Raw genomic sequence first — 26,444 nt, forward strand, 5'->3', positions numbered from 1 at the left:
GCCCCCTTTTAAATAGATGAAGATGAGAAGCATTCTTTTTATAGGCATAGCGGGTTTGTTGTCCGCTTGTAGCACGATTAATTATGTAGGTATCGAGACGTATAATCCTGCGGAGGTGACGTTTCCTGAGAATGTCGCCAAGGTACTTATCGTAAACAATGCCGTTCCCCAACCGGAGGATGCGGGTTACGAATACACCTTGCAGGGAGAAAAGCAGGATACTTGCAAAGCGAAAGCGGATAGTGCGCTGTTTGACGCTTGCCGTACTTTAGGGGAGGCTATCGTGGAGGCTTCTTATTTTAACGACGTATTGCTTTACCATGATGCGGTTCGAAAAGATAATCAGGCGTTTCTGGATACGAAACTTACCCAAGGGCAAGTAGCGTCGCTATGCGATGAGACCGGTGCCGATGCGGTTATCTCCATCGACCGCTTGCTGTTCGATATGAAGAAAAGCGTAGGTACCTTGGGCGAAGGGTATGTAATGGGAATGATCGACGTGCAGATGGCTGGCGTGATACGCAGTTACGTTCCCGATCGTGAGGCTCCACTGGCGACGGTACATATGAAAGATAGTATTTATTGGGCGGAAAGTGCGGATTATATGCCGATCTTGGATAAGGTATTGCCCTCTCCGGAGAATGCTTTGCGTGGGGCCGGTAAATATTTCGGGGCGAAGGTCTACGCTAATTTTGTTCCTCATTGGGAGAAGGAGACTCGTTGGTACTTTACCGGAATGGGTTCACGTTGGAAAGAGGCTTCCGCTTATGCGGCTAATGAGAAATGGGATATGGCGGAAGATCGTTGGTCCGGGCTTTACCGGGGTACGGAAAACTGGAAAAGCCGGGCGAAGGCGGCCTCTAATCTGGCCCTATGCCATGAGATGAGAGGAGATTTAAAAGAAGCCTATGAGTGGGCTCATAAATCATACGATTTATTCAAGCGTAATAGTGGTGATAATGATAAGAGTACCAAATTATTGGAACTCTATGTGCAGGCGTTGGCCGAACGAATTCGTTCCGATAAGAAACTAAATGTGCAATTTGGTGAGGATTAACGGCGTTATTCGGTGAATTATTATTACTTTTGACGCATATTCGAATAAAGGAGAATTAATATATGAACGCAAATATAGCAAAGGTTCAATCCCTCATCGAGAATGCTTTTACGTCGGCTATTGAAAAGCTGGCCAAGGATGAGTCCGGTAATTTTATAAGCGACTTATATGTGCAGGCCGATGCGGAAAGCGGGGAACTGCAAATTTATGATGATGAGGAGCATTTGATCGAAAAGATCGTTATCTTCGATTGGGTGAACTCGAACGAGGAGGAGAACGCATTCAATAAGCGAGTTGCCGCTTCGGTGAAGGCGGTCCTTACGATCTTATCCACCAAGAATATTTTTGACGCTCCCCGGTTCATGAAACCTCTTTCTGTTAGCTTGACTGATGAAGATTTTGTTGTGATAGAGGAACTTCTCTTCATAGACGATGATATGCTTCGTCTGGACGATCCTCTATTAAAAGATTTAGATGCGGATTTAGATGATTTTTTAGCGAATCTTCTTGCAGATGTCAAATAAACCCTGTATCTTTGCGCCCGAAATAAAGAAACAAATGTTGCCGAAATAGCTCAGCTGGTAGAGCAACGCATTCGTAATGCGTAGGTCGCCGGTTCAAGTCCGGCTTTCGGCTCTTCATGATAAGGTAGCTATCGTAATGGTAGCTGCCTTTTTTTGTGTTGATAATACATACCATTTACATACAATTAACTCCTCGATAGGGCTCCAAGTTTAGATGTCCTACCTTTAATTCCGGACAGAAGAACGACCTCATGTCTACCCCCCCCTAGATATATTCATTAAGTTTACCTTGCATTTAATAAGCCATAAGTTCTTTCCAATTCAAACGATTTAGTAACTTTTCATTATAGTCCGTCACACCTAAGGCGTTAGGTCACTGATGGAAGACATATTTAGTTAACGAAGTGCGTTTGACATATTATCCTATCGTGAAATCTCGACAATTTCAATCTCTAAGGATAATAGGCAAGAACGTCCTCGCTCGCTATGTTGTTATATACCTTTCCACATTGTGAAAGGACAATATACTCCATAGGGGCGTAGGGCTATTGTTTATTACTTAGAGATGGGCAGTCGAGAGCCTCACGATGGTAGTATTCAGTAGTTCCTGCGCCTTTTTTGTGTTTAATAGCTTACCAGAGGGAACTGGTAAGCAACTTTAAATTTTGTCTTATGGGATTATTCACTTTTGTAGAACGAATTTCCTTATTGTACGATTGTAGAGCCATTATGAAATTGATGGTGAAACTTCAAAGGTGTTCTGAGCCAGACAAGGTGGAATTATGCCTTGAGGTGGAGAAAAGGGTACAAGCCTTATCCTGTAAAGGCGATAAGATGCTAGATGCGGCTCTGAGCGTTATCATACCAATTCAAGGCAGGGATAACGACCTATATTCCTTCTTGCTAATAGTGAGGGAAGAGCTGGATTCATTCAGCAAATGTTGGTGTGCAGGTATGATCTGTTAGTACTATAAAACTGCAGAAAATAATCCGAAGATTATTTGTATAATAATCTTTGGATTATTAGATTTGTGCTGTCAACCCAAACGAGTATTAACGATAAATTTTAAGTCGATGACAAAAGAAGAGCGAGAGAAGCTCGTTCAACAAATGGAAAACCTAAAGTTGCTTTTTGAATTCCATACAGGGAATCGAGTAATAAAAGGAGATCCAGAGTTCGAGCAATATATCAATGATATTTTGGATATGATTGCGGAGATCGAAGAAAAACTAAAAAACTGAGTAATAAACAAGACCCCTCTTTTGGGGGGATAAAAATAATATATTTATGAGAGACTTATCAAAATTTTTACCAACTGCGGACATGCAGGCTGATTTTGAAAAGTTCCAAAGTCTGTCTCCCGAGGAGCGTGCGATGTTTCAAGAAGAGCGTGCCCGTAAGATGGAATCAATGCCCGGGGAAGAACGTGAGGCTTTTGTCGATTCTACTCGTGAAGGATTACGTGCGATTAAGAATGAATTGCAGGATGTTAAACTTGCTTTGGAATTAGGAGATGTCGCGAATGCAATCTCTTTGAGTTATATAGCGAAGGCTTATTTTGGAAAAAGTAAGAACTGGCTTTACCAGCGTTTAAATGGAAATAAGGTTAATGGTAAACCCGCTCAATTTACGGAAGAGGAACGTAAACGTTTTGCGGAAGCTCTGCTAGATTTGAGTAAGAGGATAAATGAAACTGCGCTTAAGTTTGCTTAAGCTCGAAGTGTTTGACAATAATTTTGGCCCTGCTTTATTTTAAAGTGGGGCTTTCTTGTTTTTCTCGTAAGGTTTCCTCATTTTTACATTGCATAATATTATTTTCTAGGTGTTGTAAACCAATTACAATTGGCCTTGATTTTATTGGGCTAGGATTAATAATATATTGTAGTTTCCCTTAAAAATAACCTTTATGCAAAACTATACACAACAGCCTTCTGTTTCAAGAGTTATTCCTCCTTCACAAAAAATAAATAAATGTGTGGGTATAGAAGAGTTTTAAACTAAATGCCGCATGTCTTAACTGATTACCCAGAATATGTGACTATGACAAGAGGTTGGCTGATACCTAATACACCAATACCTGCTAAGCCTCATAGAGAGTATCAATGACAAAAGGGAATACCCGTTGCTGGATATTCCCTAAATGTTTGATATATGCTAAATTGTGGAGCATATCGGACTCGAACCGATCACCTACAGACTGCCAGTCTGTCGCTCTAGCCAGATGAGCTAATGCCCCGTCTTGTTAATTCATGTGCAAATATAAGGCTTTTCTTGATATATGCGCTATCTTTGTATAAGAAATTTCAAGAGAAAGGAAAGAAGATGATAGTTTATAATACGACTTTTCATATCCATAAGGATATCGTGGATGAGTGTCTGGAATATTTGAAGAATAGTTATATACCGAAAGCCTCCGAGAGCGGTATCCTTTATAGTCCTTATTTGAGACGGATCTTGGATTCGCGGAATGAGGAAGGTGAAAGTTTTTCCGTACAGTTTCATACGAGGGATATCGATTCGTTGAATGAGTGGGTGCGTAAGGAAGGCGGAGCCTTGCAGCAAGATTTGATAGGACGTTATAAAGAGAAAATCGCAGGATTCTCTACCCTGTTGGAAGATATAGAGCTACCTAAATGATCAAGGACCGTATTATATTAGGCATAGACCCCGGTACGATCGTGATGGGATACGGAATCTTGAAGATCGAGGGGAATAAACCGAAGCTGGAAGCTATGGGAATCCTGCAATTGAATAAATATGAGGATCATTATCTCCGTCTGCGTAAGATATTCGAACGGGTCTTGGCCTTGATCGATCAATACCATCCGGATGAGTTGGCTATCGAGGCGCCTTTCTTCGGGAAGAACGTACAGAGTATGTTGAAACTCGGAAGGGCACAAGGAGTAGCGATGGCGGCGGCCTTGGAGCGGGATATCCCGATCTTCGAGTACGCCCCTCTAAAAATCAAGCTCTCGATCACGGGGAATGGAAATGCGGCGAAAGAACAAGTGGCCGGCATGCTACAACGCTATCTGAAGATACCGGATGAGTCTATGCTTCCGCAATTGGACGCTACGGATGGGTTGGCGGCGGCTGTTTGTCATTATTTCCAAACCAATAATCCGATCTCGGAAAAGAAGTATACGGGATGGAAGGATTTTATCGCTAAGAACCCCGGGAAAGTCCGCTGATATGAGCTTAAAAAACATAGTTATGAAATTCTCAAACCATAACTAAGGTTCAAAGAATTCATAACTATGTTTTTATTTAGCCTAAACTGACCTTATTCTTATACGATACCTTGAGCCATCATAGCTTTCGCTACTTTCATGAAGCCTGCGATATTTGCGCCTTTTACATAATTGATATATTCGCCATCTTTACCGTGAGCTACGCATTGTTCGTGGATTGCGCTCATGATCTGATGTAATTTAGCGTCTACCTCGGCGGCAGTCCATGAGATATGCATAGCGTTCTGGGTCATCTCCAATCCGGAAGTAGCCACACCACCGGCGTTGACAGCCTTACCCGGAGCGAATAATTGCTTATGCTCGATGAACAAGTCTACAGCCTCAGCCGTACAACCCATGTTAGAAACCTCAGCTACGCACAAAGTCTTGTTCTCGATCAACTTACGAGCGTCAGCCTCGTTCAACTCATTCTGGGTAGCGCATGGCAAGGCTATATCTACTTTTTGTTCCCAAGGTTTCTTGCCGGGATAGAAGGTAGAGCCCGGGAATTCGTCTGCGTAAGGAGCTACGATATCATTTCCGGAATTACGCAATTCCAACATATAGTCGATCTTCTCGCCGGAGATACCCGCCGGATCATAGATATATCCGTCAGGACCGGAGATAGTAACCACTTTAGCGCCCAACTCGGTTGCCTTTGTTGCGGCACCCCAAGCCACGTTGCCGAAACCGGAGATGGCGACCGTCTTGTCCTTGATATCGATTCCGTGAGTCTCCAGCATTTGATGTACGAAATAAAGAGCGCCGAAGCCGGTAGCTTCCGGACGAAGGATAGAACCTCCGAACTCCATGCCCTTACCCGTGAACGTACCTGTGTTCTCGCGAGCCAATTTCTTGTACATACCGTACATATAACCAACCTCACGGCCACCTACGCCTATATCGCCAGCCGGAACATCCCTGTCCGGACCAAGATTACGCCATAATTCAAGAATAAACGCTTGGCAGAAACGCATGATCTCGGCGTCGCTCTTTCCTCTCGGAGCGAAATCGGAACCACCTTTGCCACCACCCATCGGAAGGGTTGTCAAAGCGTTTTTAAATGTTTGCTCGAATCCTAAGAATTTCAAGATAGACAAGTTAACGGACGGGTGGAAACGGATACCTCCCTTGTACGGGCCGATCGCGTTGTTGAACTGAACACGGTATCCCAAGTTAACTTGTATCTCACCTTTATCATCTACCCAAGGCACACGGAAAGTGAAAATACGTTCCGGCTCAACTAGGCGTTCAATGATTTTCGCTTTCTCAAATTCCGGATGTTGGTTGTACACTTCCTCAATTGATAAAAGCACTTCTTTTACTGCTTGCAAATACTCCTTTTCTCCCGGATGTTTTGCCTCTAGCGCTGATAAAATAACTTCAGTCTTCATAGCATTTATATTCTTTAAAAGGATAACATTCTGTTGGCAAATGTAGGTAATTCTTTGGAATGGCCAAGAGTTTCGCTTACTTTTTATCAGTGAAAACCTAAAAATCTTCAGTTAGAGTCAGAATGCGTACTTTCATGTTTCAATAGTTATTATTTTTCCTTACATTTGACTCGAATAATTCTATCAGAATCTATTATGAGCGGTATACCGAACTTAAAAGACTTGGTGTTCAGAGACACCCCGTTTGCCAATCTAATGAATAAGCGTATATATAATGTATTGCTTATCGCTACGAAATATGATTCCTTCATGCTGGAAGATGACGGGCGTGTAGATGAGCAGATATTTAACGAATATACTTCCTTAAGCCTCCGTTACCCACCCCGGTTTACGCAGGTGACTACCGAGGAGGAGGCTTTGAATGAGTTGAAGAACCGGAACTTCGAATTGATCATTTGCATGCCGAATATGGATAACCGGGATATATTCGCTGCGGCGAGCGAGATAAAGGTGCATTATCCGAATATCCCGATCGTTGTATTGACTCCTTTCTCGAAAGAGGTGTCTAAGCGGATCGCCAACGAGGATCTGAGCGCTATCGATTATGTGTTCAGCTGGTTGGGTAACTCGGAGTTGTTACTGGCGATTATCAAGTTGATCGAGGATAAGATGAACGCTCCGGACGATACGGCCAGCGTGGGCGTACAGATCATCTTGTTGGTGGAGGATTCCATTCGTTTCTATTCGTCCGCTTTGCCTCATTTATATAAGTTCGTGCTGGAGCAGAGCCAAATGTTCGCGAAGGAGGCGTTGAACGATCACCAGCGTACGTTGCGTATGCGGGGTCGTCCGAAGATCAAATTGGCCCGGAATTACGAGGAGGCGGTACGTATTTTTGATCAGTATCGGGATAATATGTTGGGTATTATCTCGGATATGAGTTTTATGCACAATGGCGTGAAAGATCCGTATGCCGGTTATAAGTTCGGACAGTATGTACGGAAAACGGGTTTGATCATTCCTTTCGTGCTGGAATCTTCGGAGGCCAGCAACCATGTGTACGCGAAGGAACTGAACGCCTCGTTTATCGATAAGAATTCCAAGAGTTATCCGCAGGATTTGAAAAAGAAGATCATGCAGCGTTTCGGTTTCGGCGATTTCGTGATCTTGAATCCGCATACGAAAGAGGAGATCATGCGCATCAAGGATTTGAAAGACCTTCAAAAGAAAGTCTTTCAGATTCCCGACGACTCGCTGGTTTACCATCTCTCCCGGAATCATTTCTCCCGTTTCTTTTATTCCCGTGCCATGTTTCCGCCCGCCGAGGTTTTGAAGCATGTGGACGTGAGTGACTATAAGGATATGGATGAGGCCCGGAAATTGATTTTCGACTTGATCGTGCAATATCGCCGGATGAAGAACACGGGTGTCGTGGCGGTTTATCAGAAGGATCGTTTTGATGAGTATAGTAATTTTGCCCGTATCGGCGACGGTTCGCTGGGAGGTAAGGGTAGAGGTCTTGCCTTTATCGGTGCGATGGTGAAGCGATACCCTAAGCTGGAGAGTGATAATTTTGCCGTGAATATCCCGAAGACGGTCGTGATCTGTACCGATATCTTCGACGAGTTCATGGAGACGAACGAGTTGTATCCGGTAGCGCTGGGCGATGCGGACGACGAGACGATCCTCCGGTATTTCTTGCGGGCCAGCTTGCCCTCCCGTTTAATCGAGGACTTGATGGCTTTCTTCGATGTGGTGAAAAGCCCGATCGCCGTGCGTTCCTCCAGCCTGCTGGAAGATTCGCATTATCAACCTTTCGCCGGGATCTATTCTACGTATATGGTACCTAAGATCGAGGAGAAATACGATATGCTCCGTACGGTGAGCGACGCTATCAAGGCGGTGTATGCTTCTGTCTTTTATAAGGATAGTAAGGCGTATATGACGGCTACCTCGAACTTGATCGATCAGGAGAAGATGGCTATCGTCTTGCAAGAAGTGGTGGGCTCCCGTTATAATGATCATTTCTATCCGACGATGTCGGGCGTGGCCCGTTCCTTGAATTTCTATCCGATCGGTAACGAGAAGGCGGAAGATGGGATCGCGAATATCGCCTTGGGATTGGGTAAGTATATCGTCGATGGCGGGCAAACCTTGCGTTTCTCTCCCCGACATCCCCATAGCATCTTGCAGATGAGTACGATGGATTTCGCTCTTAGGGAAACGCAGACTCGTTTCTATGCCTTGGATTTGAAGAATATGGCGGAAGCCTTCTCGGTGGATGATGCCTTTAACTTGGTGAAGCTGGGCTTGAAGGAGGCGGACGCTGAGGGTTCCTTGAAATATATTGTCTCTACATACGATCCGTACGATCAGATTATCCGTGACGGTTATTATCCGGGCGGTCGTAAGATCCTTTCTTTCGTGAATATCCTACAGCATGATGTGTTCCCGCTGGCGGATACGTTGGATCAGATCTTACGGATCGGGCAGCAGGAAATGGGCCGTCCGGTAGAGATTGAGTTCGCTGTCAACATGGACCCGTCGGATCATACAAGGGCGACTTTCTATCTGTTGCAAATCCGTCCGATCGTAGATAATAAAGAGATTATGGACGAGGATCTGAGCTTGGTGAAGAACGAGGAAACCATCCTTTCTTCTACCAGTGTTTTGGGGCATGGTATCGTTGGCGACGTACAGGATATTATCTATGTGAAGACGGGCGCTTTTAATTCATCCAATAATCAGTTGATCGCTTATGAGATCGAGAAGATGAACCGTTCGTTTACCGATCAGGAGAAAGGATACGTATTAGTCGGCCCCGGTCGATGGGGGAGCAGCGACTCTTGGTTGGGTATCCCGGTGAAATGGCCGCATATCAGTAACGCACGGGTGATCGTGGAATGCGGATTGGAGAATTATCGGGTAGACCCGAGTCAAGGTACCCATTTCTTCCAGAACCTGACTTCGTTCGGAGTGGGCTATTTTACGGTTAATCCATTTAAGGGAGATGGTTGGTTCGATGAGGCGTTCTTGAATGCGCAACCTGCCGTAGAGGAGACGGAATATCTTCGTCATGTACGTTTTGATGCTCCGATTACGATTAAGATGGATGGGAAGAAAAGTCTTGGCGTGGTATTGAAACCATAAAAAGATAGCGTTTCAAGAGAAGATAGTTGTTTGTGGATTTGCGAGACGAGCCGGTAAGACGGGTCTCGCGAATCCATTTTTTATTTCAAGTGGAAAGTGGCAAGAACTGCTTTGTGGTCGGTAGGCCAGATTTCAAGGGGAGTCATGATCGGGTCGGAGGTCTCTTCCGTCTCTCTTTGCCCACGGAGGATGTCACCTTTCGGACCGATGATACATACATCTGTAAGCGTTAATCCCTCGAATGGAGCGTAATGGATGAAATCGATGCGATCTCTATCGTCCGCTTTCGGCGACCAAACCAATTTCTCTAAAGCGATATCCTTACAGTCTGCCGGGCAGGTAAGTCCCGGATGAGTTACAGGGTTCGGGAAGATCTCACGGTACGTATCTTTGAAGCCGTCTTTCTCCAGCATGACGGATACGTGCCAAGGAACAACCAATCCTTGGTGGTCTCTCATGTCTTTGGTCGCCTCGGTCCAGTCCAGATGGGAAGGCTCGTTAAAGTCTCCTCCGAGGATAACGATCCGTCCGGCTTCCCGATCCTTTTTCGCCTCTTTCAGGAAGCAAGCGATAGCGTCGTCACGGACAGATTGCTCGTTCAACCATAGGAGTGTGTCCAGATTGGTGACAGGAGGTTCCTCGTCCCATGTATTTCCGTCGTATCCACGGGCATCGTAATAAGCGCAATTGCGATAATCCAGATGGGCGGTGTAAAGAGCTACCTCGGTATCGCCGATGTGGGTAATGGCCTTGTACATACTACCCCTGTCATCGTTCAAGGGATAGACGGTCGTGCTATCCGTGATCGGGTAGCGGCTTAACAGACCGGAATCCTCGGTGTAGAAAGAATAGTACGTTTGTCCTCTTTGCTGCAACGCTTCCACGATCCGGTCGCAAAAACGGGTCTGATGATAATTACGTACCTCGCTTAACGTAACGAAATCGGCGTTACTTCTTACGATCTCGTCAGCGATAGCGTCAAAGCCTCCTTTTACGACAGCGCCTTCCTGCCAGATGTTGAATTGAAGAACCTTGAAAGTCTTCTCTTGCTGGCAAGAGCTGAGGCCCAGCGCGATCAACAAGAGTAAGTAGATAAAACTAGTTTTTTTCATGTGTGAAATATTTTGTTAGATGTTTTGTCGTAGCCATTCCTCGGCGGCGGCCAAGGTTTCCGGCTTGCCGATATCCAATAGTTTTAGGTTATCCGCCATATAAGCCCTGATATCGGTTTTGGCGCAAATAGCCAGATAGAAGTTAATGATAGAGAACTTTCCGGTCCATTCTTCCATCAGCTCCAATATCTTGGGCGAGAGTACGTGGATTCCGCTAAAGGCGTACTCGTTGTGTTGATCCGGGTCAAAATAGGGATAGTAAGATTTTACCTCGCCGGTCTCATGATTACGCCAACCACACAGTCTATTCTCCTTATTAAATAATAGATAACGTGAGGTATTGCGCTGGCTGACGAGTAAGGTAGCCAACGGGTTCGTTTGTACATGGGTATCGTATAGTTTCTTGAGATCCACGTTCGATAAGATATCGACATTATGTATCAAGAAAGGCTCGTTCCCGCATAAAAGAGAAGTGGCCTTCTTGATTCCTCCTCCCGTATCCAGCAGATAATCGCTCTCGTCCGAGATTTCGATCCGGACACCGAAGTTGTTGTTCGCCTCCAGAAAATCCACGATCTGGTTGCCTAAATGGTGGATATTGATCACGATCTGGTCGAAACCGGAGGATTTCAGTTTCAGTATGACGTGTTCTAGCATCGGTTTGCCCCCGATAGGTATAAGCGCTTTTGGCGTGTGATCGGTTAACGGCTTCAGTCTGGAACCAGTACCGGCCGCGAAAATCATAGCTTTCATAATGTAGGGTTAAAGAGTTGTTCTATATTTTGTTCTCTATGTACTAAATGTACTTTTACTCCGAACTTGGTGTTAAGATGTTCCGCCAGATGCTGTGCGGAATAGACCGAACGGTGCTGTCCTCCCGTACATCCGAAACAAATCATCAAATTGGTGAATCCACGATCCATATATCGTTTTACCGAGGCGTCTACGATATGGTAGACATGCTCGAGGAAGTTCGTGATCTCCCCGTCATCCTCCAAGAACTGGATCACTGGCTCATCCAAACCGGTGAAATGGTTGTAACGCTCGTATTTACCGGGGTTATTTATCGCACGGCAATCGAATACGAATCCACCTCCGTTCCCGCTAGGGTCGTTCGGGATTCCTTTTTTATAGGCGAAGCTCATGACCTTTACTTCCAGCATATGTTTCTGGATATCGTCCGTGAATTGTTTCAACCCGGTAAGCTCACGAAGGACGGAGCATAAATAGGGATATTCCGGATAGTCATTCTTCAATAACTGCCGCAGGTTCTCGATTGCGAACGGGACGCTTTGGATGAAATGGGGTTTTTTCTCGAAATATCCCCGGAAACCATAAGCCCCCAATACCTGCAAGGTCCTAAACAGGACGAAATGGCGCAGCTGGCTATGGAAGTAAGCTTCGTCTACCGGGATATATTTACGTAGGGCCGTGATATAATCCGATAGTAATTCATTCCTCAGATCCTCCGGATATTTCGCTTTCGCCTGCCAAAGGAAGGAAGCCACGTCGTAATAAACCGGGCCTTTTCGTCCACCTTGAAAATCAATAAACCAAGGCTCTCCATCCTTTACCATAACATTGCGTGACTGGAAATCACGGTACAGGAACGTGGCGGAGGAACTGCGTAACAATACGTCGCTCATCTTCAAGAAATCATCTTCCAGACGATTTTCCTGAAACTCCATCCCGGTAGCCTTTAAGAAACAGTACTTGAAATAATTCAAGTCCCAAAGGATAGACCGTTGGTTGAACTCGGCTTGCGGATGGCAATACGAGAAATCGAAACCGTCGGACCCCAAGAACTGGATGTCGGGGAGTTTGGTGATCGTCTTGTGTAATAAACGGCGTTCCTCCTCGTCGAATACACTGCTTTTACGGCCTTTCTCGATGGCGTTGAAAAGAAGCGTATCTCCTAAATCTTCTTGGATATAAAATGAATGGTCGTCCGAGCTGGCATATACTTGCGGTACGGGTAAGCCCTTCTCCCGGAAATGTTTTGCCATATAGATAAAAGCCTCGTTCTCCTCAGTAGAAGTGCCACTAACTCCAATCAACGTCTCAGGACCTTTTATCCTGAAATACCGGCGGTTAGAGCCGGATGACGGTAACTCTGTTATTTCCTCTGCCGGTGATCCGGTATATGATTGGTATAGCTTCCTAAGTTCTTCTGTTATCATACTTATCGATTTACGGCACTAAGATACCGCTTTTTAATTGAAAATTAAGAATTGAAAATTGAAAATTGGGACTTCGTCGGAAATAAGAAAGGGGAATAGCCTCTCAAAGCCTATCCCCCTCGCTTATATGATCATCAATCTCTCCTCTCTAACTAATTTTCAATTCTCAATTTTCAATTACCTAGAGTATTCCTTGTGCCATCATAGCCTTAGCTACCTTCATGAAGCCGGCTACGTTGGCGCCTTTCACGTAGTTTACGTAACCATCCTCTTGCTTTCCGTATTTTACGCATTGCTCGTGGATGTTTTCCATGATGCTCTGAAGTTTCTGGTCTACTTCCTCGCTGCTCCAGCTTAACTTCTGTGCGTTCTGAGTCATCTCAAGACCGGAAACGGATACACCACCTGCGTTAGCGGCCTTACCCGGAGCGTAAAGGATCTTGGCCTCAAGGAATGCGTCGATAGCTTCTGGCGTAGAAGGCATGTTAGCGCCTTCGGATACGGCGAAGCAACCGTTGGCCAATAAAGTCTTGGCATCGTCGCCGTTCAACTCATTCTGGGTTGCGCTCGGCATAGCGATGTCGCATTTCTCTCCCCAAGGACGAGCGCCTTGTACATATTTGCATCCGTATTGCTCCGCGTATTCACGGATACGGCCACGATACAAGTTCTTCAACTCCATGATATAATCCAGTTTCTCACGGTCGATACCATCCGGATCATAGATATAACCGTCGGAATCAGACATCGTGACAACTTTCGCTCCAAGACTGATTAATTTCTCTACCGTATATTGAGCCACGTTTCCGGAACCTGATACACAAACTACCTTGTCCTTGATATCAATGTTGCGGGTTTTCAGCATCTGCAACAAGAAATATACGTTTCCGTAACCTGTAGCTTCCGGACGGATCAAGGAACCTCCGAACTCGATACCCTTACCCGTGAATGTACCCGTATTCTCACGAGCCAATTTCTTGTACATTCCATACATATAAGCGACCTCACGTCCGCCTACACCGATATCGCCGGCGGGAACATCCGTGTCCGGACCGATATGGCGCCATAACTCAAGGATGAAGGCTTGGCAGAAACGCATGATCTCAGCGTTTGACTTTCCTCTCGGGCTAAAGTCGGAACCTCCTTTACCACCACCCATCGGCAATGTAGTCAGTGAATTTTTAAACGTTTGCTCAAAAGCCAAGAACTTAAGGATCGATTGGTTTACGGAAGCGTGGAAACGGATACCGCCTTTGTACGGGCCGATAGCGTTGTTGTGCTGGATACGGTAACCCATGTTCGTCTGGATTTGTCCTTTATCGTCCATCCAAGTTACACGGAAAGAGAAAATGCGATCGGGGATACAAAGGCGCTCGATCAAGTTGCTTTTCTCAAATTCCGGATGCTCGTTGTAAGCTTCCTCGATAGTCCCTAAAACCTCTGATACTGCTTGATGATATTCCGGTTCGTTCGGAAATCTTCTTTTCAAGTTGTCTAAAACTTCACTTGCCTTCATGACTGAATTTTATATTTAGAATGTTATACCATTTTGTTATCCGTACGCCGTTTGTTTAACGACGTGGCAAAGGTAAGCTAATTTTTGACACTAGCAAATAATTGAAAGAGAAAATGCATAAAAAATATCATTTAGATATATTAAGTTTAAAAAAACGACGAAATGTTATTCGTCTCTATGCTTGAAATTCTTATAGATCGGAACGAACACAATGATAGCGGAGGCTACAAGGGCAAATATGACGTCGAAATTGATCGTTTCGCTGTATACAAGCAGCATGTAGCATAAGACACCCCATAGTAAGGTGATACATACGGCTTGACTATTTGTTATCTTTCTGCGTGCCATTGATTACATTTGTTTAGTTTGATGAAATAAGCGATCCGAAGTAAATCACCAAAGCCAAAAAGACAGCTATGATGACGAATAGGATCATGATTTGTTTCTCTAAGGGATATTTTCGTAGAAAAGGGATATGACGTGCGAATCCGGCGACTTGTTCTACCGGTTCCGCTTGCTCGTCTTCCCGGGGTAGGTCGTAACCGCCTTCCTCCATGATCTTCATGGCTCGGGGAACGTCGCTTTCCAGAATCTCCACCCGTGCGCCGCCTACGTCTACGTAACCGGCCATGATCTGGCTGCTTAACTCATTGCGGAGATAACATTCTATCCCTTCCGACCTCAACAGGGCCATCAGCGGTTGGGCATCCGCCGGATAGGTGAACCGGGCTATTTCTACGATCTTGTCCATGGTATTTGTTTTTCTGCAAATGTAAGTAGACAATCACGAATTAACCGTGTTTTTTATTGTAATTTACTTTTTTTATACGTGAAAATATGAAACAGTATGATTTAGCGGAGGGTATGCGGATGTATATAGCCCGATTGAGAGAGCAAGGACGTTATTCGTCCGCCAAGAGTTATCAAGATGCCTTGAATTCATTCCTGCGTTTTTGTGGGCAGGAGGTGATTCCTTATACCCGTATCGACCGGGAAATGCTTTTGAGGTATCAAGACTATTTGCGGGACCGGGAATGCTCGTGGAATACGGTGTCTACCTATATGCGTAGGATTCGCCGTGTGTATGGGTTGGCGATGGAGAATGGGGAGGCTCCTTTTTCCCGTTATTTGTTCAAGGGGATTTTCATGGGAGTGAAAAGCAAACAGAAGAAGGCGTTGCCTACGGAATCCTTGCGTTTGTTGATGACCGCTCCGTTGGATGATTCGGGGCTGCGGAAAACACAGCGGGCATTGTGTTTGATGTTCTTGTTTTGCGGTATGGCGTTTGTCGATTTCGCTCATTTGAAAAAGAGTGATATCCGGAGTGGTGTCTTGAGGTATAACCGCCAGAAGACGGGTACGCCGATGTTGGTCGAGATACAGCCTGTGGCCAAGGAGTTGTTGGCTGCGTTAATGACCGACACGCTTAGGGATTCTCCTTATCTATTCACTTTCTTGAGTGGGACGAAAACGGGTGAAGAGGCCTTCCGGGAATATACCTCTGCCTTGGCTGATTTCAACAGTTCCTTGAAGGAACTGGCAAATGCCTGTGGTGTGACGGAAATGGTTACCTCGTACTCAATCCGTCACTCTTTCGCCACGACCTTGAAGGAACAGGGTGTACCGATCGAGATGATCAGCGAATTGCTGGGACACCAATCGATCAAGACGACGCAAATCTATTTGAAGAGCTTCTCTTTGGATAAGATGTCTGCGGTGAACAAGGCTTGCTTCGAGAGCATATATAATAATGTATCAAAGGTGGGGTAGGCGATCGGCTACTTGGGAAGTAGCGTAATCTTCCACGCCGCAAATTTAGTAAAAAACACCGAATAACAAACAATTTTTAGGCTTTGTGTAGGCTTTGTTTGTTTTCTGAATTTATCTTTCCTCAATTTTTCGTTTCTATTCGTGGTGTATGGGCACGACAATGGAGACGAAACGACCTCATATTTCCTGCATCATCACGTCTCCCAAAAAAATCGTACGAACATCGTGTAGAGACGGGGCGTGCCCCGTCTCATCCCCTCAAATGGGTATTTTAAATTACTGCCAGACGGTGGGAGACGGAGCACGCTCCGTCTCTACAACTGGGTAATAATCATTTCCTATCTTTTACGCTACTTCCCAAGTAGCCGATCTTCCACGTCCCGATAGAAGAGATATTGACATGGTTTCTATTGCTTTAAAATTTTCGGGAATAGAAAAGAATGTTTGATTTAAGTATTAGATTATCAGCGTATTAATAGAATGTGCTGATATGGCATTGAAGTATCTATGGGTCATGATCTTCCCCCTTTACCATTGCGTGATGTCCACACCGTAAGATGGTATGTGTTATCTCTTCCCGCTTGTCACAAAGGTCCAGCCAAGGGTTTGCGGAAGGAGTTAGATCGCAGGGTGCGTTTGGGCGAGCCTACGTTCGATTTTTTCGCCCCCTCTTTCGTGGAGATGCATCGCCGTGAGGGGCGTTTGGTGGAGACTCACCGTCCGTTGCTCTACAATTATGTGTTTATCCGCTCTTCTGTGTATGAGATCTTCCGTTTGAAACGAGATTTTCCCTTGTATAATTTCCTGCCTAGCGTGGATGGCCGTGGCTCATATCCTTTTGTCTCCGATCGTGAGATGGAAAACTTGCGTTGGGTGGCTCGTTCTTACTCGGATGAGCTTCCGGTGTATGTGCCGGAAGCGGGTTATTTGCGTAAAGGTGACCGGATACGCATTACGGATGGTCGTTTCAAAGGTGTTGAGGCAAGTGTAGTAATACAGCCCGGTGTTGGCGAGCGGGAGGTAATGGTATGCGTGGACAACTGGATGTGGGTTCCTTTATTGCGTGTTCAGCCGGGCGAGTATGAGGTGATCAGCTTGGCCGAGGAAGGCAAGCATGTATATACCCGTTTGGACAATTCCCGGATACAAAATGGTCTTCATGAGGCGTTGGGCCGTCATTGGGGGGATGGTGGCGTTACGGCTATAGACCGTGAGCTGGCGACCGAGACCTTGCGTGCCTATGGGGAGTTGCAGCTGGATTCTGCCGTGATGCGGTGCAAGCTCTATTCCCTCTTGTTGCCCGCCTATACGATACTAGGGGACGAGGAGCGGCAAAAGTCGTTGATCGGAACGATCGTCTCGTTCTTACCCTTGATCCGTGCGGAGCAGTCGTTGGCATTATTACTACTTACGCTTTATGGTTGTACGGATAGCAGTATCTATTATTATCGTGCGCACGAGTTGATTGATCCGTGGAGTCGGGAATCCTCCCCGAAGAAGAGTAAATTATCCTTGATCCGTCGGTTAGCCGACTACGACCGCTGGCTAAAACACGTGGGTATTGAAAATTAAAAATTCAAAACATGCCTTCTCTTCCTTCTGGCATACGCTTGGTTACGTTACTAAACGAGCATCTGAACGAGATCATGGATCGTGAGCGCATGAACCGTACCTCGATCCATTTATATTGTACGGGTCCTTATTGGGTGGCTTTCGAGCGTTCTGCCTATCAGTTGTGTCTCACCTTCCCGGATAGCGAGATCACGCCGCTGCGCCTGTTCGCCTACCCGTTCCCGATCGTGATGGTGTCCGTGACGGATCGCTCGTTGCGTTCGTACGCCCGTAAACATATTTTGAGGCGGGACGAGACGGATTACGTGGTGCTGACCGTCCCCGAATCCTCCTTGACTGACTACCGAAGATGGCATGCCGGTGAGGTGGAGGGCTTGCCCCAGCTTACATGAACCCCAAATTTTATTCATGATGAACCTTTTTTCTAAACTCTCAACGTGGTATTTCTCAAGGAAAGCGTTGCCGTATTGGAGTATTATCCTGCTGGATTGCTTGGTGATCCTGTTTTCAGGCTTGCTGGTATATGCCTTGAATAACGGGATCTTCGCCACGATGGGCATCTTTTGGCACCTGTCGCTCACGTGGGGTGTTTGCCTAGTGCCTTATCTGGTGGGCTTTAGGCTGTTCCGTACGTATTCGGGCATCATTCGTTACTCTTCCTTCGTGGATTTGCAACGGGTGGGCTTCGCCGTGCTGTTCGGTGTGGTTTGCGTGGTGACCTTCCAAGAGTTTACGGATTTTTCGCCTTACTTGGTGTATATCCGTAAACGAGACCTTGTGCTATCCTCCCTGCTGGCGATGAGCTTGATGTGGGCGATGCGTGTGTTCGTGAAGTATTTCTACGTGACAACCTTCCGTCAGTCGAAGGCTGAGCGTGCCTTTATCTTCGGCGTGAAGCAGGGCGGTATCAGTTTGGCGAAGAGCATCCAGAACCAAGATCCCGCACAGTACGTGCTGGCAGGCTTCGTCTCGGAGGCCGGGAACATGCAGAATCGTATATTGATGGGAGTGCGTGTGTACCCTTTCGATGAGGAGCTGATCGATGCGATGCGCCGGGAGCGGGCGACGATCCTTTTCGTCTCCCCCTTGAAGAGCGACTCCATCCGGGAACAGCCGGATATGGTGGCCCGTTTGGCGGAGGCGGGGATCAAGATCTACGTGACCCCGGCGGCGCAAGAATGGGATGGCAGGAGCGATTTGACGCATACACAACTCCGGAAGGTTGAGATCGAGGATCTGCTTCCCCGGGAAAAGATAGAGATAGACATGGAGGCGGTGGGCCGCTTGCTTCGTGGTCAACGCATCCTGATAACGGGAGCCGCCGGCAGCATCGGTGGCGAGATGGTGCGCCAGATCGCCTCGTTCACTCCGGATCGCTTGATCTTGGTAGATCAGGCGGAGACCCCCTTGCACGACATCCGCTTGATGATGGCGAGGGATTGGCGGGATATCAACGCCTATACCTTGGTGGCGGACATCGCTAACAAGTCTCGCATGGAGGAGATCTTCTCGGAGCATCGCCCCGCCTATGTATTCCATGCGGCGGCCTATAAGCACGTTCCGATGATGGAGGATAATCCTTGCGAGAGTGTGGGTAACAACGTGGACGGTACCCGTGTGATCGCCGACTTGGCCGTGAAGTATGGCACGAGGAAGTTCGTGATGATCTCCACGGACAAGGCGGTGAATCCTACGAATGTGATGGGTTGCTCGAAGCGCATCTGCGAGATTTACGTGCAGAGCCTCGACAAGGCGATCAAGGAGGGCCATGTGGAAGGCGTGACGCAGTTCGTTACGACCCGCTTCGGCAACGTGCTGGGTTCTAACGGCTCCGTGATCCCATTGTTCCGTGAACAGATTGCCAAGGGCGGTCCCGTGACAGTGACGCATCCGGATATCATCCGTTTCTTCATGCTGATCCCGGAGGCCTGCCGGTTGGTATTGGAGGCGGGTACGATGGGTAACGGTGGGGAGATCTTCGTCTTCGACATGGGCAAGCCCGTGCGTATCATCGACTTGGCGAAACGTATGATTCAGCTTTCGGGCGCCAAGAACGTAGAGGTCCGGTTTACGGGTCTTCGTGCCGGCGAGAAGCTGTACGAGGAGGTACTGAACGACGAGGAGATCACGTTGCCTACCTTCCATCCGAAGATCAAGATCGCCAAGGTACGGGAGTACGATTATGATACGGTTTGCCAAGATATAGATGAACTCGTCGGCCTAGGCCGCTCGAGGGACGATATGGCCATCGTGGGCAAGATGAAGGCGATCGTCCCCGAGTTCAAAAGCCGGCACTCTAAGTACGAGGTCTTGGATGGATAGCTTGTCGTTACTTTTCTCTTGAAAGAAAAGTAACCAAAAGTTCAAGGCTTAACCGGACGGGCTACTCCGAGACCTACGCTCGCTGTCGCATCCCAACTCGCTTCGCTCAGACAGGGACGCTCCTGCCGCTAGCTTCGGTCTCTCCGCTTTACGCCCGTCCGCTTAGGCCGGATGTAGAGCCTTCCGGCTCTGTGAGGAGGTCTCACATCCCCCTCTTTTGTAAGTATTATATTATGTATATGATATGCGCACATGTACTTAAATGTAAAGAGGGATGTGAAGAGTGAGAGCCAACTTTAAACTAGAGCATCTGGCAGGCTTGTAGTCCGAATGCTCCGGCGATTGTGGTGGCCACGGCAATGATGACTTTTAAGATAATGCTCCAAACGCTCTTCTTAGAGGTTTCCGGAGCAGGATAGGTTTGTGTGATCATGATGGTTGAATTTTTGATTTATAATTTATGAATTGAGAATTGAGAATTGAGAATTAAAATACCACGGAGGATATAAGAGGAAAGCGACGCTTTCCTTTCGCACGGCCTTAGCTGGCGGGCGTGAAGCGAAGAGACCGTAGCGAGCGTCCGGAGCATCCCTGTCTGAGCGAAGCGAGTTGGGATGCGACAGCGAGCGCAGGTCTCGTAGTAGCCCGTCAGCGTCAGCCTTGACCTTTTGGTTACTTTTGGGTCAAGCCAAAAGTAACACGCCAATTGGCTGCCAAGCCAAAAGTAACACTAAATCTCGTCAGGCGACTCGGAGTCCGAGGAGCCGTTCTTACCGGAGATATCCACTGTTGTCTTACCGGCCTTCTGGGCCTTGATGACGGCGGCTTGGGCGGCCCGGGTGGGGACGAGGTTGAACTTGAGGCCTTGGAAGATGACTTGAAGTTCCTCGCCGGGGACGAACTGGATGTTCACCCCCTTGATATAGTCGGAGGTGAACAGGTCGGCACTTGGCGCTCCCCCGGAATTGATCTGGAGGCGGAAGGCACCCAGATCGCCGAAATTCACCTGCTTACCGGCTTTCAGACCTTCCAGCATGCACTCGGTGGTGGCGATGAGCACGGCCGAAACGTCGGCTTGGTGCACCGTGCATTTACTCGCTATCAGGGTAGATAGCTCTTTTAGACTGAGCTCGCCGTTGGTTTGCGCCTTGGCGTAGGCTTTCTTGGGTTCCTCTTTTTTCAACGGGTTGCCCATCATGGCAATGGAATAGTTTAATGACATAATCGTAAGATATTTTAAGTGATACATAAAGAACTTGGGGGATGATGAGTTGAGTCCTCACGCTTGATGACTTGGCTTTTCGTGCTCCTTGATTTAAGTCTTCGGTTTGAAAGACTTAAGTCAATTAGGTGACTTTTCTTTATCGATAACCTGACAGCGAAGGTTGCCGGGTACGTAAGAGATATGGATCCATCGGGCGCCGGGCTCTAGAATGAGCTGAGTGAACTCGAGTCCGCACAGCTCGTGCGTCTCTTGTATCAGTCGGAACAAGAGGCGATGATCATCTGGAGAGCCGGCTATCAGGTCGGCGGCGCAACCGAGGAGATGGTGACTGTGCTTGGCTCCCCCTATAAGGATGTTCAATTCGGGGCAGCGATAGCCGCTACTGATGACGATGGGTCTGCCCCAGACCCGCCGTAGCGGGTCTAGTAGCATTTCCACAAGGATCGTGACCATCCTCCGGGCCACTGGGGTGAGGCTGTTGTCGATCCCGTCTCGCCGGGCCGTGGCGGAGTCTTCAAACTCTTGATAATTAAAGTAGCGCATAGGAGACAAGGTTGATGTTTTTGTTTCTGTAGCAAAGATACGATAGGCGGAAAGCCCGGATATACCATTTGTTTCCACCTATTCGCTCTAGGAGAAGAATTTTAGGGTTCCCCTAAAAAATCATAGAATATCTGTACTTGCTTCGGCGTGATGGAGCGGTCTTTCGAATGATAACCATGACGGATAAGGGCCTCTTTCAGTCCTTTCACGTCACGGATATATCGGTTCAACTTATGCAAAGCGTTCGAAGGGGTGCCTGTCAGGCAATATTGACGGGCGAGATCTATTTTTTTCATCTGTATTGAATTTTAAAATGACTATAGGAGGGTTTCAAGTTTCAAGGTTTCATGAACCCTCTTTCCTCACACACACGTACGTACATTATAAGGGTTTCAAGTAAATCCCTTTATGCTCGCCATGCAGGAGGGCTCCGGAGTCGCATAGTCGGCGTAGCCATGTCTTGGCGGTGTTCTTGGGGATGTTGGCATGCTCGGCGGCCTCCATCCATTGGACGGTGGTGAACTCGTCCGGCATGGAGCTGAGCAGACTGTCCTTTTCCGAGAGGCCTCGGCTGGTGATCTCGCCGGTAGGCAGGAATGAGAGGATATGGGTGGCGTGGAGGTAGAGCGGCTCCGCCATTGTCAGAAGGGCGGCGAAGTCATCGTCGGTGATATGGAGTTCCCAGCCTCCGATGATCTTGTCCTTTAGGTTGTCGCTGTTGATGCCTTGGGCCGGCAGCAATAGTTCCGGTTGTTCCAAGGCACGAAGCATGGCTACCACCTCCATGAAACGTACGAGGTTGATGGCGAGGCGTACCACGGAACTGTTCATCTCCTGCCCGTTGGATTGCCGGGCACGCAGGAAAAGACGTACGAAGCTGTCGTTGAAAGCGGCTTGTTGCCGCTCGTCGAGGCGCAAGGTAATGGTACCCCGGCACTTGAGCTGATCGATCGTGGCCTTCCACTCGTAGCCCATCCGGTGGAATTCCTTCTCGGCGTCTACCTCGTCGACGGAGAATTGGTCGATCCATTCCCGGATCTGCGATTTGTAGTAGAAGACCTCACGGCTGAAGAGCCCGTTCTCGCCCGAGGGGATAAGCGGCGCTACCTGTCCGGGCGTACCCGAGAGCACCATTGAGAGGAAGGTGGAGTCGCATTCCCGGTATTCGTTATCGGTCCGTCGGTTGAACGAGAGCCCGGCATGGTCGAAAGCGTTACGGAGCGTATCGCTCCAATGCCCGTAATCACCCCCGATAGCGGTGGTGATGGTATCCGCCTCGGTCTCGAAAATGATACCGGTGCCGTCCGAATCGATGATATTTTGCAAGATACCCGTCCCGGTATTGTTGCCGGAGATGATAAACATACTGTTTTTAGGCATCTGGGGCATCTCCATCTTGGCTTTCTCCTTGCCTAAGGCATGATAGGCCGCCAAATCTTGGCGGTACTGTTTCATCGCTAGGTCCACTTGTTGGCGGATCTCCCGGTGGATAGGCTCGATAAACTTACGCAGCCACGCCATGATGCCCTTACCCGATGCGGGCGGAGCGATCACGAAGAGCTGGATACAGGGATAGATCCAATGCATCCCATAGAGGCAACGTACTGTCTTGCCCAAGGTGGCGCCTAGGGCGGTGAGAGCCGTGAGCAAAAGGATATCCCGCTGTTCGGCATTATCGGCGAAACCGAGGATGTCCCGTAGCAACGAGGGCCATGGATAGCCGGGTACCAGCCGTGGCAGGGAGGTGTAAGGCTCGCTGCCGATGTGGAGTGGGGCGTCGTTTGCCTCGGTTTCCCGATCGCTGGTCTCGTGGGCTTGATCTACCGTATTGGCTGTATTATATGTACTCACACGTGTGTGTGAGGAAAAGGGTTTCGTGAAACCTTGAAACTTGAAACCTATTTCCACGCCCGCCAGCTTGGCCAAGTGGAAAGCGGTGCCCAGATGGACATTCTGGTTTCCGGTGCGCAAGGCACTGGAGAAAAGCATGTTGGCGTGTAGGGCGTTGAACTTGGGCGATGGCTCGCAGAGACTGATGAAGTCGCTACGTCCTGCCTCCCCGCAATCGGTGGCGATAGCGAAAGCCAATTGTACATACTCGGCGTAAGTGGGGGCGATGTCGGCATGGGCCGTCCGTACCGCTTCTACTAGTTTGGAAAGATCGTTGTTCATGGTATGAATATTTTAGCGTTAGAATCGTGAGACAAGAAACAGCAGCGGGCGATATCCTTGCCACAGGTATCCACCTCACCCTTGAAGGTGTCGGCATACAGGAGCTGTATGTAACTCATGGCCCATCGAACGGTCTCGTCTCCGGGTATGAAAAGCTTCACTCCCAGTCCTCCGGGGCTGACAAAGGCGAGTCGGGTCCCGAGATAGGGGTCCGCAAAGAGGCGGTCTCGGAGCTGTTCGGCCTCTTCGAGAGAAGCGAGATGGTCGATATCGACCACTACCAACCCCGAGGCGGAGATGAGAGCGTCGCTCTTACGACGGGAAAAAACGCCGTGGGGCGTTACGAACGGCAGTTGTCGCTGTTTGAGTTGGCGGTATTCCGCTATCCGGCCTTCCCGGATGAAGGCGCGTAATTCGTTGGTAACCGTCTCGAGAGATTTATCCTCGGTGATCCATCGGTACACTTCCCGTAGTGTACAGTTCCCGGTAGGAAGCGTGTTGGTGATGGGAGGAAGGAAGTAAGACATTTGTTGGTCCATATCAATAGGATTTCAGATTAATTTTCTAAAGCTATTGCTAATAATTGATTCTGCGTTTCAGCCTATAGGCTGAAATATCGAATGATTGTTTAATGAAAATTAGCATAGTATGAAGGAAAATTTAGATTTGAACCAGATTTTATTTGATGAGTTAGTGGAATTTCCACGTAAGCGGTTAGGAATCTCCATCCGTGAGTTTTGTGCGGAGGCCCACGTAGGCACCGCCACCTACAGCAAAGCGAAAAAAAAAGAGTATCAATCCCCAGAGTCTGACCCGCTTGGTACAAGAACTATGCGTAGAGATGGATGAACCGGAGTTCATGGGGTATGGGGCCGGGGCGCTCAAGGAGGTGTATAGGGCGATGAGGCGTGGAATGGAAAAATAGAGGGTTGAAAATTGATCGTTTAGGGAAATAACGTTATATTTGTCTTGACGAACCAATAAACAGAGACGAAGATGGAAGGGCGGCGATTATATCCGATAGGAATACAGACATTCTCCAAATTGAGAGAGGGGAATTATGTGTATGTAGATAAGACGGAATTGGTCTACCGAATGACACACGGTGCGTCTGGTTATATATTCTTGAGCCGTCCCCGCCGCTTCGGGAAGTCGTTGCTTACTTCTACGCTCCATAGTTATTTTGAGGGGCGAAAGGAATTGTTCGAGGACTTGGCCATCGAGCGCCTGGAGAAGGAGTGGACAAGGTATCCGGTGCTTCATTTCGACATGAGCACGGCGAAGCATATGGACAAGGATCGGCTTCTGAGTGAGCTGGAGAGGAAATTGTATGGTTACGAGCAGATATACGGACGTGATGAGAGCGCTATTTATACGAACCAACGTCTGGAAAGTCTCATCAAACGTGCCTACGCCCAGACCGGTCAAAAGGTGGTTGTCTTGATCGACGAGTACGACGCTCCCTTGCTGGACGTGGTGCATGAGGAGAAGGAGCTGCCGAAGCTTCGCGACGTGATGCGTAACTTCTATAGTCCGCTGAAAGCCTGCGATCCTTATTTGCGTTTTGTTTTCTTGACCGGAATTACCAAGTTCTCCCAATTGAGCATCTTCAGTGAGTTGAACAATATAAAGAACATCAGCATGCTCCCGGAGTACGCCGCCCTCTGTGGCATCACGGAGGAGGAAATGCGTGAGCAGATGGGCGAGGATATCGGTCGTTTGGCCGACAACCTCGGCGTTACTCCGGAGGGTGCCTTGGGTGCCTTGAAATCGAATTATGACGGTTACCATTTCACGTGGCCCTCGCCCGATATATACAACCCGTTTAGCCTGTTGAACGCCTTGGCCGACAGTAAACTAAATTCCTATTGGTTCGGTAGCGGTACGCCCACCTATTTGATCGAGATGCTGAACAAGTATCACGTGAAACCCCAGCAAATAGGCGCACGCAAGGTTTTGGCAGAGTCGTTTGACGCACCCACGGAACGGATGGTCGATATTACGCCATTGCTCTATCAGAGCGGTTACATCACAATAAAGGATTATTCCTCGCTCACGAATTTGTACACGCTCGACATCCCAAACAAGGAGGTACGTATGGGATTGATGAAGAGTTTATTGCCCAATTATTTGCATCAATACACAGCGGATGGACTTACTACGGTAGCCCTTCTTTTCGAGGCGATCGCTGGAGAGCGGATGGACGATGCCCTGCGTCTGTTGCAGACCTTCCTGTCCACCATCCCCCAATGTGACAATACGGATTACGAGGGCCATTACCAGTCCTTGCTTTACACGATCTTCAGCCTGCTAGGAATGTATGTGAACGTGGAAGTCCGTACCCCGAAAGGCCGTGTGGATATGGTGATGCGCACACCGACAACACTCTATGTCGTGGAATTGAAGTTAAACAAGACCGCGGATATAGCCCTTGAGCAAATCAATTTGCGCAATTACCCGGAGCGCTTCGCCCTTTGTGGGTTGCCGATCGTAAAGGTTGGGATTAATTTTGATAGTGAGCGGCATACGTTGGGGGATTGGGTTATCGAATAAGGAACCTAAACGTAATTTTTTTACCAAACTCAGTTAGGACACTTCAAAAGTGTCCTAATTAAGAAGTATATCCTAATTTGAACACTTACTTCCTGTCCCTCCCGATATAAAACAAATGACTTA

The 26,444-nt window shown here is 47.7% G+C and carries 27 protein-coding genes and 2 tRNA genes; 15 read left to right on the forward strand and 14 right to left on the reverse strand.

What is annotated here, in order from left to right:
- The first annotated feature begins 22 nt into the window (after window positions 1–22).
- The 6 genes from DWY79_RS06625 (at window position 23) to DWY79_RS06645 (ending at window position 3,295) form a co-directional block, all read left to right on the forward strand.
- Window positions 23–1,057 carry a DUF6340 family protein gene (locus DWY79_RS06625; protein WP_036618298.1) on the forward strand — a complete coding sequence of 345 codons (1,035 nt, stop codon included), beginning with the start codon at window positions 23–25 and terminating at the stop codon, window positions 1,055–1,057.
- Window positions 1,058–1,119: 62 nt separating this feature from the next.
- Complete coding sequence (locus DWY79_RS06630) at window positions 1,120–1,581, forward strand: hypothetical protein (RefSeq protein WP_122143979.1); 462 nt, start codon at window positions 1,120–1,122, stop codon at window positions 1,579–1,581.
- A gap of 39 nt (window positions 1,582–1,620) precedes the next feature.
- Window positions 1,621–1,693, forward strand: a tRNA-Thr gene (locus DWY79_RS06635).
- A 560-nt stretch (window positions 1,694–2,253) separates the two neighbouring features.
- Window positions 2,254–2,547 (forward strand): hypothetical protein, encoded by a 294-nt coding sequence (locus DWY79_RS06640; protein WP_122377459.1) that lies wholly within the window; start codon window positions 2,254–2,256, stop codon window positions 2,545–2,547.
- Between the two features lie 108 nt (window positions 2,548–2,655).
- Window positions 2,656–2,823, forward strand: coding sequence for a hypothetical protein (locus tag DWY79_RS22705; RefSeq protein WP_008772584.1), 168 nt, complete (start codon window positions 2,656–2,658; stop codon window positions 2,821–2,823).
- 46 nt (window positions 2,824–2,869) lie between these two features.
- Window positions 2,870–3,295 (forward strand): DUF5053 domain-containing protein, encoded by a 426-nt coding sequence (locus DWY79_RS06645; protein ID WP_008772583.1) that lies wholly within the window; start codon window positions 2,870–2,872, stop codon window positions 3,293–3,295.
- Between the two features lie 449 nt (window positions 3,296–3,744).
- Here DWY79_RS06645 and DWY79_RS06650 read toward each other — a convergent pair.
- A tRNA-Ala gene (locus DWY79_RS06650) sits at window positions 3,745–3,818 on the reverse strand.
- An 86-nt stretch (window positions 3,819–3,904) separates the two neighbouring features.
- On the opposite strand from DWY79_RS06650, the gene DWY79_RS06655 reads away from it, so the two are divergent.
- Both DWY79_RS06655 and ruvC read left to right on the forward strand, forming a co-directional pair.
- Window positions 3,905–4,219: a DUF4286 family protein gene (locus tag DWY79_RS06655; protein WP_005868538.1), complete on the forward strand. Its 315-nt coding sequence runs from the start codon at window positions 3,905–3,907 to the stop codon at window positions 4,217–4,219.
- Entirely contained in the window at window positions 4,216–4,773 is a 558-nt protein-coding gene (gene ruvC / locus DWY79_RS06660) for a crossover junction endodeoxyribonuclease RuvC (RefSeq protein WP_005858764.1), read from the forward strand. Before DWY79_RS06655 ends, ruvC begins: the two co-directional genes overlap by 4 nt.
- A 98-nt stretch (window positions 4,774–4,871) precedes the next feature.
- On the opposite strand, the gene gdhA is transcribed toward ruvC, so the two are convergent.
- Window positions 4,872–6,206, reverse strand: a complete 1,335-nt coding sequence (gdhA, locus tag DWY79_RS06665) for an NADP-specific glutamate dehydrogenase (RefSeq protein WP_005868539.1) — start codon at window positions 6,204–6,206, stop codon at window positions 4,872–4,874.
- 195 nt (window positions 6,207–6,401) lie between these two features.
- On the opposite strand from gdhA, the gene DWY79_RS06670 reads away from it, so the two are divergent.
- Window positions 6,402–9,356 (forward strand): PEP/pyruvate-binding domain-containing protein, encoded by a 2,955-nt coding sequence (locus DWY79_RS06670; protein WP_022193195.1) that lies wholly within the window; start codon window positions 6,402–6,404, stop codon window positions 9,354–9,356.
- An 80-nt stretch (window positions 9,357–9,436) separates the two neighbouring features.
- Here DWY79_RS06670 and DWY79_RS06675 read toward each other — a convergent pair whose 3' ends face one another.
- The 6 genes from DWY79_RS06675 to DWY79_RS06700 form a co-directional block, all read right to left on the reverse strand.
- Window positions 9,437–10,468, reverse strand: a complete 1,032-nt coding sequence (locus DWY79_RS06675) for an endonuclease/exonuclease/phosphatase family protein (protein ID WP_008779375.1) — start codon at window positions 10,466–10,468, stop codon at window positions 9,437–9,439.
- Window positions 10,469–10,483: 15 nt separating this feature from the next.
- The gene (locus DWY79_RS06680) at window positions 10,484–11,221 is read right to left on the reverse strand and encodes a nucleotidyltransferase family protein (protein ID WP_005858756.1); all 738 of its coding nucleotides are present in this window, start codon (window positions 11,219–11,221) and stop codon (window positions 10,484–10,486) included.
- Window positions 11,218–12,648 carry an RNase adapter RapZ gene (locus tag DWY79_RS06685; RefSeq protein ID WP_005858754.1) on the reverse strand — a complete coding sequence of 477 codons (1,431 nt, stop codon included), beginning with the start codon at window positions 12,646–12,648 and terminating at the stop codon, window positions 11,218–11,220. The genes DWY79_RS06680 and DWY79_RS06685 overlap by 4 nt, the downstream gene beginning before the upstream one ends.
- A gap of 181 nt (window positions 12,649–12,829) precedes the next feature.
- Window positions 12,830–14,164: an NADP-specific glutamate dehydrogenase gene (locus tag DWY79_RS06690; protein WP_009017039.1), complete on the reverse strand. Its 1,335-nt coding sequence runs from the start codon at window positions 14,162–14,164 to the stop codon at window positions 12,830–12,832.
- A gap of 165 nt (window positions 14,165–14,329) precedes the next feature.
- Complete coding sequence (locus DWY79_RS06695) at window positions 14,330–14,512, reverse strand: hypothetical protein (protein WP_005858749.1); 183 nt, start codon at window positions 14,510–14,512, stop codon at window positions 14,330–14,332.
- Window positions 14,513–14,525: 13 nt separating this feature from the next.
- Window positions 14,526–14,915 (reverse strand): DUF2007 domain-containing protein, encoded by a 390-nt coding sequence (locus tag DWY79_RS06700; RefSeq protein WP_005858748.1) that lies wholly within the window; start codon window positions 14,913–14,915, stop codon window positions 14,526–14,528.
- An 86-nt stretch (window positions 14,916–15,001) separates the two neighbouring features.
- Between DWY79_RS06700 and DWY79_RS06705 the strand changes: the two genes are divergently transcribed.
- The 4 genes from DWY79_RS06705 (at window position 15,002) to DWY79_RS06725 (ending at window position 19,828) form a co-directional block, all read left to right on the forward strand.
- A complete protein-coding gene (locus DWY79_RS06705) occupies window positions 15,002–15,934 on the forward strand; it encodes a site-specific integrase (RefSeq protein WP_005858747.1) in 933 nt (310 codons plus the stop codon).
- 507 nt (window positions 15,935–16,441) lie between these two features.
- Window positions 16,442–17,506, forward strand: coding sequence for a transcription termination/antitermination protein NusG (locus DWY79_RS06715; RefSeq protein ID WP_005858746.1), 1,065 nt, complete (start codon window positions 16,442–16,444; stop codon window positions 17,504–17,506).
- A gap of 11 nt (window positions 17,507–17,517) precedes the next feature.
- On the forward strand, window positions 17,518–17,898 hold the full coding sequence (locus DWY79_RS06720) for a hypothetical protein (RefSeq protein WP_008772577.1): 381 nt from the start codon (window positions 17,518–17,520) through the stop codon (window positions 17,896–17,898).
- 16 nt (window positions 17,899–17,914) lie between these two features.
- Window positions 17,915–19,828 carry a nucleoside-diphosphate sugar epimerase/dehydratase gene (locus tag DWY79_RS06725; RefSeq protein WP_008777944.1) on the forward strand — a complete coding sequence of 638 codons (1,914 nt, stop codon included), beginning with the start codon at window positions 17,915–17,917 and terminating at the stop codon, window positions 19,826–19,828.
- 301 nt (window positions 19,829–20,129) lie between these two features.
- Here DWY79_RS06725 and DWY79_RS22550 read toward each other — a convergent pair whose 3' ends face one another.
- The 6 genes from DWY79_RS22550 to DWY79_RS06760 form a co-directional block, all read right to left on the reverse strand.
- Entirely contained in the window at window positions 20,130–20,261 is a 132-nt protein-coding gene (locus DWY79_RS22550) for a smalltalk protein (RefSeq protein ID WP_005868555.1), read from the reverse strand.
- 297 nt (window positions 20,262–20,558) lie between these two features.
- A complete protein-coding gene (locus tag DWY79_RS06740) occupies window positions 20,559–21,050 on the reverse strand; it encodes a DsbA family protein (RefSeq protein ID WP_005868556.1) in 492 nt (163 codons plus the stop codon).
- Between the two features lie 120 nt (window positions 21,051–21,170).
- A complete protein-coding gene (locus DWY79_RS06745; protein WP_122114813.1) occupies window positions 21,171–21,596 on the reverse strand; it encodes a D-Ala-D-Ala carboxypeptidase family metallohydrolase in 426 nt (141 codons plus the stop codon).
- A 101-nt stretch (window positions 21,597–21,697) separates the two neighbouring features.
- Window positions 21,698–21,892 carry a DUF4248 domain-containing protein gene (locus DWY79_RS06750; RefSeq protein WP_005868558.1) on the reverse strand — a complete coding sequence of 65 codons (195 nt, stop codon included), beginning with the start codon at window positions 21,890–21,892 and terminating at the stop codon, window positions 21,698–21,700.
- Window positions 21,893–21,977: 85 nt separating this feature from the next.
- A complete protein-coding gene (locus tag DWY79_RS06755) occupies window positions 21,978–23,768 on the reverse strand; it encodes a DUF3987 domain-containing protein (protein ID WP_122369058.1) in 1,791 nt (596 codons plus the stop codon).
- Complete coding sequence (locus DWY79_RS06760; protein ID WP_122369059.1) at window positions 23,765–24,307, reverse strand: BT4734/BF3469 family protein; 543 nt, start codon at window positions 24,305–24,307, stop codon at window positions 23,765–23,767. The genes DWY79_RS06755 and DWY79_RS06760 overlap by 4 nt, the downstream gene beginning before the upstream one ends.
- A gap of 109 nt (window positions 24,308–24,416) precedes the next feature.
- Here DWY79_RS06760 and DWY79_RS06765 point away from each other — a divergent pair, with 109 nt between their 5' ends.
- Both DWY79_RS06765 and DWY79_RS06770 read left to right on the forward strand, forming a co-directional pair.
- Window positions 24,417–24,617: a hypothetical protein gene (locus DWY79_RS06765; RefSeq protein WP_005868570.1), complete on the forward strand. Its 201-nt coding sequence runs from the start codon at window positions 24,417–24,419 to the stop codon at window positions 24,615–24,617.
- 147 nt (window positions 24,618–24,764) lie between these two features.
- Window positions 24,765–26,321, forward strand: a complete 1,557-nt coding sequence (locus DWY79_RS06770) for an ATP-binding protein (protein ID WP_122369060.1) — start codon at window positions 24,765–24,767, stop codon at window positions 26,319–26,321.
- Window positions 26,322–26,444: the final 123 nt, after the last annotated feature.

Origin of the sequence: Parabacteroides sp. AF27-14 (assembly GCF_003635425.1) — a bacterium.
GTDB lineage: Bacteria > Bacteroidota > Bacteroidia > Bacteroidales > Tannerellaceae > Parabacteroides > Parabacteroides distasonis.

Bases quoted from the DNA above. Each gene is read 5' to 3' on its own strand.
- DWY79_RS06625 (WP_036618298.1), top strand. From the start codon at position 23: ATGAGAAGCATTCTTTTTATAGGCATAGCGGGTTTGTTGTCCGCTTGT.
- DWY79_RS06630 (WP_122143979.1), top strand. From the start codon at position 1,120: ATGAACGCAAATATAGCAAAGGTTCAATCCCTCATCGAGAATGCTTTT.
- DWY79_RS06640 (WP_122377459.1), top strand. From the start codon at position 2,254: ATGGGATTATTCACTTTTGTAGAACGAATTTCCTTATTGTACGATTGT.
- DWY79_RS22705 (WP_008772584.1), top strand. From the start codon at position 2,656: ATGACAAAAGAAGAGCGAGAGAAGCTCGTTCAACAAATGGAAAACCTA.
- DWY79_RS06645 (WP_008772583.1), top strand. From the start codon at position 2,870: ATGAGAGACTTATCAAAATTTTTACCAACTGCGGACATGCAGGCTGAT.
- DWY79_RS06655 (WP_005868538.1), top strand. From the start codon at position 3,905: ATGATAGTTTATAATACGACTTTTCATATCCATAAGGATATCGTGGAT.
- ruvC (WP_005858764.1), top strand. From the start codon at position 4,216: ATGATCAAGGACCGTATTATATTAGGCATAGACCCCGGTACGATCGTG.
- gdhA (WP_005868539.1), bottom strand. From the start codon at position 6,206: ATGAAGACTGAAGTTATTTTATCAGCGCTAGAGGCAAAACATCCGGGA.
- DWY79_RS06670 (WP_022193195.1), top strand. From the start codon at position 6,402: ATGAGCGGTATACCGAACTTAAAAGACTTGGTGTTCAGAGACACCCCG.
- DWY79_RS06675 (WP_008779375.1), bottom strand. From the start codon at position 10,468: ATGAAAAAAACTAGTTTTATCTACTTACTCTTGTTGATCGCGCTGGGC.
- DWY79_RS06680 (WP_005858756.1), bottom strand. From the start codon at position 11,221: ATGAAAGCTATGATTTTCGCGGCCGGTACTGGTTCCAGACTGAAGCCG.
- DWY79_RS06685 (WP_005858754.1), bottom strand. From the start codon at position 12,648: ATGATAACAGAAGAACTTAGGAAGCTATACCAATCATATACCGGATCA.
- DWY79_RS06690 (WP_009017039.1), bottom strand. From the start codon at position 14,164: ATGAAGGCAAGTGAAGTTTTAGACAACTTGAAAAGAAGATTTCCGAAC.
- DWY79_RS06695 (WP_005858749.1), bottom strand. From the start codon at position 14,512: ATGGCACGCAGAAAGATAACAAATAGTCAAGCCGTATGTATCACCTTA.
- DWY79_RS06700 (WP_005858748.1), bottom strand. From the start codon at position 14,915: ATGGACAAGATCGTAGAAATAGCCCGGTTCACCTATCCGGCGGATGCC.
- DWY79_RS06705 (WP_005858747.1), top strand. From the start codon at position 15,002: ATGAAACAGTATGATTTAGCGGAGGGTATGCGGATGTATATAGCCCGA.
- DWY79_RS06715 (WP_005858746.1), top strand. From the start codon at position 16,442: ATGGGTCATGATCTTCCCCCTTTACCATTGCGTGATGTCCACACCGTA.
- DWY79_RS06720 (WP_008772577.1), top strand. From the start codon at position 17,518: ATGCCTTCTCTTCCTTCTGGCATACGCTTGGTTACGTTACTAAACGAG.
- DWY79_RS06725 (WP_008777944.1), top strand. From the start codon at position 17,915: ATGATGAACCTTTTTTCTAAACTCTCAACGTGGTATTTCTCAAGGAAA.
- DWY79_RS22550 (WP_005868555.1), bottom strand. From the start codon at position 20,261: ATGATCACACAAACCTATCCTGCTCCGGAAACCTCTAAGAAGAGCGTT.
- DWY79_RS06740 (WP_005868556.1), bottom strand. From the start codon at position 21,050: ATGTCATTAAACTATTCCATTGCCATGATGGGCAACCCGTTGAAAAAA.
- DWY79_RS06745 (WP_122114813.1), bottom strand. From the start codon at position 21,596: ATGCGCTACTTTAATTATCAAGAGTTTGAAGACTCCGCCACGGCCCGG.
- DWY79_RS06750 (WP_005868558.1), bottom strand. From the start codon at position 21,892: ATGAAAAAAATAGATCTCGCCCGTCAATATTGCCTGACAGGCACCCCT.
- DWY79_RS06755 (WP_122369058.1), bottom strand. From the start codon at position 23,768: ATGAACAACGATCTTTCCAAACTAGTAGAAGCGGTACGGACGGCCCAT.
- DWY79_RS06760 (WP_122369059.1), bottom strand. From the start codon at position 24,307: ATGGACCAACAAATGTCTTACTTCCTTCCTCCCATCACCAACACGCTT.
- DWY79_RS06765 (WP_005868570.1), top strand. From the start codon at position 24,417: ATGAAGGAAAATTTAGATTTGAACCAGATTTTATTTGATGAGTTAGTG.
- DWY79_RS06770 (WP_122369060.1), top strand. From the start codon at position 24,765: ATGGAAGGGCGGCGATTATATCCGATAGGAATACAGACATTCTCCAAA.